The sequence below is a fragment of the Methylophaga sp. UBA4204 genome (assembly GCF_002379485.1).
Classification (GTDB): domain Bacteria; phylum Pseudomonadota; class Gammaproteobacteria; order Nitrosococcales; family Methylophagaceae; genus Methylophaga.
Genome location: NZ_DFTU01000036.1, coordinates 77,442 through 84,236, shown reverse-complemented (window position 1 = coordinate 84,236; position 6,795 = coordinate 77,442). Strand labels below are relative to the sequence as shown.

Below are 6,795 nucleotides of genomic sequence, written 5' to 3'. Positions count from 1 at the left end.
GAAACACTTCATAAGCATTTTTAAATGCCAGCAACCGTGCCCGTCCAGTTAGCCCTTCGGGTTTTCCCGCATTGACATTGTGTGCACCCAAGGCTTTAAGCTCACGGGTCAAGTCGCTCAGTCGCTCATAATAAAGGCTGCGGTTTTCCTGCTTTAATTGAGCAACAAATAAATTCGCTGACTCGGTTGCTGCCGTTAAATTTTGCGCTGATTGGAAGCGATTTACATGCACATAATTGTCCACCTGCTGCCATGCGGATTTTAATTCGTGCAAGGTGTTGGGGCCGAGCGTGGCTATATGCAATTGGCCGCCCGGTTTCAACACGCGCGCCAACTCACTCAGCAACTGCGGCAGATCATTACACCACTGAATGGCGAGACTGGAAAAAATAAGGTCGACACTATTATCAGCCAACGGCAACACCTCGGCATCTGCACACAGCCAACTTATTCCCGCTGATTGAGCCGCAGCGTAATGCAACATGCCCTGGGCTATATCCAAACCTACAACCTGCGCTTCGCCATACTGCTGTGCCAATTGTCGGGTAAAAAATCCGGTGCCAGAACCCAGATCCAAAATCACTTTTTGTGCAGAGGTATGAGCGGGAAAATCAGATGGCAACTGCGCCAATAACTCTGTGCCTATATCGCGCTGCAATTGTGCAACCGAATCGTAAGTGGCTGCAGCGCGACTAAAAGATTGCGCCACCTTTTTTTTATCCAGGTCTAGTGTTTTAACGATTTGCTCTTTTACAAAACGAGCGACCGCATCGACCACCATTTGCGGCTGACTCCAGTGCAAAGCATGTGCACTATATTTTACGATCTGAATCTGTTGCCGGGGATTCAACTGCGTCATTAGTTCGGCGGCAGCCACAGGCACTAGCGCATCTTTTTCGGCCAACAAATGCAAGCCTGGCTGGGTAAGCTGTGCAAACAGCTCGCGGTTATCCAGTACCGATAAGAGTTGCAAGGCTTGCGGCCAATTGTCGGTCACCGTACCCATATCGCTGCGGCGCAATTGTTTTAATAGGCTGCGCTCTTCGGCATCACCCTGCGCTAATAGGCCGCTGAATAATTTCAACGTCGCTTGCGGATCTTGAGCAAAGCCTTGGTTAAATTGGCGATTGGTGGCGCGCGCCATGGCTGCAGGGTAATCCGGCGCCGCGACAAACTTTACATTAGCCGCAAGCGTAATCAGGCCGCGAATGCGCTCGGGAAAACGCGCCGCCAATTGCACCGCAAGCATGCCGCCCAGCGACCAACCCATAACCACGGCGTTTTCTGGTAGTTGCGCCGCGATCTTATCGAGCACCGCATCGAGTGAAAATTCTGGCAGAGGTTCGCTTTCACCAAAACCGGGTAAATCAATGAGTGTCACCGCTGCCATTTTTTGGAGAGGTTCCAACAGCGGCTGCCAAGTGCGGCTATCGCAGCCCCAGCCGTGAATTAACACCAGATTAATCATGCGCAACCTCGCCCATGATGTCAGCAAGTGCCAACAATAATTGGTCAACTTGTTCAATGGTGTGTTGTGCGGAAAAAGTAATACGCAAACGGGAGCTGCCAACCGGAACGGTGGGCGGGCGAATCGCAATAATTAAAATGCCGCGCTCGGCTAATTTTTGCGAAATCGATAAAGCGCGCGCTTCATCGCCAATCACTATCGGCTGGATCGGCGAAAAGGAATCCATTAATTGCAAATTGAGCGCCTGAACGCCAGCGCGAAAATGTGCGATAAGTGTATTGAGATGTTCACGGCGCCACTGCTCCGTTTGTATCAAACGCAAACTCGCCCGTGTTGCCGCCGCCACTGCAGGCGGCATGGCTGTGGTGTAAATATAAGGCCGAGCAAATTGGATAAGGGTTTCGATCAGGGTTTCACTGCCTGCGATAAAAGCACCGAAGCTACCGGCGGCTTTGCCAAGGGTGCCCATTAAAATCGGCAACTGCTCTTGGTTTAAACCAAAGTGCTCCCCGCAACCGGCGCCAGTTTTTCCCAGGCAACCAAAACCGTGGGCGTCATCCACCATCAGCCAAGCATTATTTTTTTGCGCGAGTGCGGCCAGTTCAGGCAAGGGCGCGCAATCACCATCCATACTGAATACACCATCCACCACAATTAATTTTCTTGCGGCTTCGGTTTTTTCTAAACGGCTTTGCAGGTTAGTCAGATCATTGTGCAAAAAGCGCTGAAAGCGGGCACCGCTTAATAAACCTGCATCGAGCAAACTGGCGTGATTTAAGCGGTCTTCAAATACCCCATCACCCTGTCCGACCAGCGCGGTAATCGCGCCCATATTGGCCATATAACCGGTGGAAAACAAAAGAACGCGTTGCTGGCCAGTAAATTCTGCCAGGGCTTCTTCAAGCTGATGATGATAACGGCTGTGACCGGTTAGTAAATGCGCTGCGCCACTGCCGACGCCTTCCTGCTCCAGCGAGTCGATAAAGGCCTTTTTTAATGCTGGATGTGCAGCAAGTCCCAGGTAATCATTGCTGCTGAAAGACAGCATTTTACGACCATCCAACACGACCTCAACGCCCTGTTCACCATCACGCAACCGTGTGCGACGATACAAGCCGGCGGCTTTACGATCGGTTAATGTTTGTTGGAGTTGTGAATGCCAGGGAAGTTGTGACACTAAAGCGCCTCGAGAAATCAGTAATCTTGAGCGATGGAACCGACAGACTTTATTAACAGAAATGCTCTGTGCGATAGCATCACACAGAGCATTATCTTTAATTTAACCTTCAGGCCGCTGAACAGTGTTTATCTTCCGATTGTTGCTGTCCGACCTGTAACGGTGTAATACCCAGACGATTGAATAGACGCTGATCATGGTCAGTATCCGGATTGTCTGTCGTCAGCAGTTTTTCACCATAGAAAATCGAATTGGCACCAGCCAGGAAGCTCATTGCCTGTAATTCATCGGTCATGTTTTCACGGCCGGCTGAAAGTCTGACAAAAGACTGTGGCATCATAATTCGCGCTACCGCGATGGTACGAACAAATTCAAATGGATCCAGGTTGTTGATGCCATCAAGTGGTGTGCCTTCGACTTGAACCAATAGATTAATTGGTACGCTCTCAGGATGGCTTGGCAAATTGGCCAGACTGATTAACAGACCGGCCCGATCCTTACGGCTTTCACCCATGCCGACAATGCCGCCACTGCAGACATGAATACCCGCTTCGCGAACGTGACTTAAGGTATCCAGACGATCCTGATAAGTACGGGTAGAGATGATTTCACCATAGAATTCCGGAGAGGTATCAAGATTATGATTGTAATAATCCAGACCGGCATCTTTCAGACGTTTGGCCTGATGATTTTCCAGCATGCCCAGCGTGACACAGGTTTCCAGCCCCATATCTTTAACGCCTTCAATCATCGCGACGACACGATCTACATCACGATCTTTCAGGTTACGCCAGGCGGCACCCATACAAAAACGGCTGGCCCCAGTGGATTTAGCCTGAGCAGCGGATTCAAGTACTTTATCCAGAGGCATTAACGGTTCAGCTTTTACTGCCGATGGATGATGTGCGCTTTGGGGACAGTAACCACAATCCTCAGCACAGCCACCCGTTTTGATGCTTAACAATGTACTGATTTGCACAGCATTGGCATCAAAATTCTGCCGGTGAATGGTTTGAGCTTTGTACATCAGATCCGCAAATGGCAAATCAAACAAGGCTTCAATTTCCGCCTGCTGCCAGTCATGGCGAAGCGGTGCGGTCTTTTCTGCTATATTTTCAGTCATGGGCTTCTTCATCAGATTTAATGGATTAATAACATGATGGCCAGAAACTTTAGTGCCGTATTGACGCATCGTTTGGCGGAATTATACAGCAAACTGTTACCGATTCCCTGCTTCCTCTGTGGCGAGTTTAGTCAGCAGGATGCACTTTGCAAAGCTTGTATCAACGACCTGCCATGGTTGGGCCATTGTTGTCAGCGATGTGCACTGCCACTGAATGAGGCAGGAATTTGCGGACAATGCCTGCAGCAACCCCCACCTCAGCAATTGAGTCTGGCATTATTTCGTTATGAAACGCCTGTCAATCATTGCATTGCTGCATTCAAATATCATCAGCAACTGGTCTTTACCAAACTATATGCCAGGCTGCTGGCTGATAAAACCAGACAACGGAATAATGCTTTACCCGAAGTGCTGATTCCCATTCCTTTACATCCAAGCCGCATGCGCAGTCGTGGATATAATCAGTCTGCTCAGTTAGCGGACGCTCTGGGAAATCAGCTTGATATTGCGGTGGATAAAACCAGTTTTATTCGACAGCGCAATACTTCTCCCCAAACAGGCTTGAGTGGCAAACAACGCAAACGTAATTTGAAACAAGCTTTTGCTATAAGAATGGCGACATCATATAACCATGTGGCATTGATAGATGATGTCTATACCACGGGACATACCGTAGCAGAAGCAACTCGCTGTTTGCAGCAAAATGGTGTCGATACAGTAGAAGTATGGACAATTGCCCGCGCAATGCGCCATTATTAGGGCCACCACACATAATTTCAGTGCTCAAGGCTGTTGCATGCCTCAAAAAGACGTGACGACGCTTCAAGATCGTTTGGATGATCTGATTCGTATTGCCAAAAGTAATGAGCGAAAACAGCTCAACTTTCAGCAATATGAATTAAGCTTGCTCAACAGCAGCGGTTTAGAACCGTTACTGAAACTGATCCTGGAAGAACATAAACATCGTTTTCAACTGACGGCAGTCACTTTGATGCTGCATGATCCGGAATATGAATTCCAACGCCTGCTGGATTCGTTATCGGAAACCGAACTTTGGCAGAAAAATTTATTGTTTACTGAGTCTGTACAACGTCTGGAACAGTTTTTCAGTTTACGACGGATACCCCGGCTCACCAGATTTTCTTCTCATCAACACCAGCAACTGTTTCCCTCCTATAATGAATTAGGCTCCGTCGCGTTACTCCCTCTGATTCGTCAAAATCAATTGATAGGCAGTCTCAATCTGGGCAGCCGAAACCCTAATCGCTTTCAATCCAACATCGGGACGCAGTTTTTGCAACATCTGGCGGCGGTAGTATCAGCCTGTATCGAAAATGCCCGGCTACATGAGGAAGTGAAACTGGTTGGCTTACGAGATCCGCTTACCGGGGTAAATAACCGCCGCTTTTTCGATCAACGCATCATTGAAGAATTCAGCCGCGCTAATCGGAATGCCACCCCCTTGTCCTGTTTGTTTGTCGATCTGGACTACTTTAAACGCATCAACGACAGTCATGGCCATCAGACAGGCGATCAGGTACTCAAACATGTTGCACAGCTGCTCAATGACAGTTTACGACAAGGCGATGTACTGGCACGTTATGGAGGGGAAGAATTTGTCGTTTTACTGGCCGATGCAACGCGTTCTGTGGCGGCAGATATTGCAGAACGTATGCGAAAAACCGTGGCTGAAACCCATTTCACCTCGCCAACAGGCAAGACATTACAGGTCACCCTGTCGGTGGGTGTTTCTACTCTGGAGCCAGGCAGTAAAATGACCGTCAAGCGTCTGTTACAATCAGCTGATCAGGCTGTGTATGGCGCCAAACTATCCGGACGCAATCAGGTAAAAGTCAGCGCTGAGGCCTGAAAATACTGAAGCCCGTAACCTTTAACCGACAATAAAGAGGCCACAGTGAATCAACTGAAAGCTTTTTCAGCTGCATTTTTACACGCGTTGAAAAACTTGCTGCCAATCGTTGTCGTTGTGGTTATTTTTCAAGCTTTTGTATTGCAACGCGTCCCGGAAAACAGTCTGAGCATCAGTCTCGGTCTGTTTGTCGTTGCCATCGGAGTCGCCCTATTTCTGCGGGGCCTTGAATTAAGTATCTTTCCGGTCGGTAAAAGTCTCTCTAATCAGTTTACTCGACGGGGTTCGTTATCGATTTTGCTCGCATTTGGTTTTGCATTAGGCTTTTCGGCGGTGATTGCCGAACCGGCGTTAATTGCCGTGGCCGAACAAGCTCAGGAGATCAGTGAAGGCCGAATCGATGCATTGATCCTACGCTTTCTGGTGGCCGTTTCTGTTGGCTTTGTGGTTGCCCTCGGTGTATTTCGAATCCTGTTTGGTTACCCGCTACACTGGTTCATGATTATTGGTTACCTGATTGTCGTGGTGATCACATTTTTCACACCGGCTGAAATCGTCGGACTGGCTTATGATTCAGGCGGTGTTACCACCAATATTGTGACTGTTCCATTGATAGCAGCCTTAGGTATTGGTTTAGCCTCATCCATTCGTGGCCGTAACCCACTTATTGATGGCTTTGGTATTGTAGCCATGGCAGTGATGGTACCGATGATAACAGTTCAGCTGTATGGGATTGTCGTCTTCAGTGGGTCTGAAACTGCTCCCGCAGCAGATCTCAGTATCAACACGGCGCAGAAAGAAGCAATCTCTGGCCCGATGGCCATGCTGATGGATTTGTTGGGGATGATGGGAGATGTGCTTCCTATCATTATCACTATCCTGTTTTTCCAGTATCTGGTGTTAAAACGACCGTTAACGAACCCACGCAAAGTGATTTTAGGTTTTGCCATGGTGTTATTCGGGTTGTATGCATTTGTTGTAGGCTTAAAAATGGGGTTATTCCCCATCGGTAGCAGCATGGCTGAACAACTGATAAAAAATCAGCATATTGTCTATGTCTATCTGTTCGCTTTTGCGATTGGTTTTGCGACTACCATGGCGGAACCCGCCTTGATTGCTATCGGCCAACAGGCAGAAGAAGCCGCTTCGGGAAGGAT

Annotated in this window: 6 protein-coding genes; 3 read left to right on the top strand and 3 right to left on the bottom strand. The window is 48.5% G+C overall.

What is annotated here, in order from left to right; genetic code table 11:
• The 3 genes from bioC to bioB all read right to left on the bottom strand — a co-directional run.
• Positions 1-1,468, bottom strand: a 1,468-nt coding sequence (gene bioC, locus B3182_RS05075) for a malonyl-ACP O-methyltransferase BioC (protein ID WP_292751788.1), incomplete at its 3' end; no start/stop codon positions are given.
• Positions 1,461-2,645 (bottom strand): 8-amino-7-oxononanoate synthase, encoded by a 1,185-nt coding sequence (gene bioF / locus B3182_RS05070; RefSeq protein WP_292751785.1) that lies wholly within the window; start codon positions 2,643-2,645, stop codon positions 1,461-1,463. The genes bioC and bioF, both read right to left, overlap by 8 nt.
• Positions 2,646-2,754: 109 nt before the next feature.
• Positions 2,755-3,768 carry a biotin synthase BioB gene (gene bioB, locus B3182_RS05065; RefSeq protein WP_292353589.1) on the bottom strand — a complete coding sequence of 338 codons (1,014 nt, stop codon included), beginning with the start codon at positions 3,766-3,768 and terminating at the stop codon, positions 2,755-2,757.
• Between the two features lie 33 nt (positions 3,769-3,801).
• Here bioB and B3182_RS05060 point away from each other — a divergent pair, with 33 nt between their 5' ends.
• The 3 genes from B3182_RS05060 to B3182_RS05050 all read left to right on the top strand — a co-directional run.
• Positions 3,802-4,527: a ComF family protein gene (locus B3182_RS05060; RefSeq protein WP_292353588.1), complete on the top strand. Its 726-nt coding sequence runs from the start codon at positions 3,802-3,804 to the stop codon at positions 4,525-4,527.
• Positions 4,528-4,564: 37 nt separating this feature from the next.
• The gene (locus tag B3182_RS05055; RefSeq protein WP_292751782.1) at positions 4,565-5,638 is read left to right on the top strand and encodes a DUF484 family protein; all 1,074 of its coding nucleotides are present in this window, start codon (positions 4,565-4,567) and stop codon (positions 5,636-5,638) included.
• Between the two features lie 45 nt (positions 5,639-5,683).
• Positions 5,684-6,795 (top strand): DUF1538 domain-containing protein (locus B3182_RS05050; protein WP_292751779.1); only part of this gene is annotated, 1,112 nt, incomplete at its 3' end.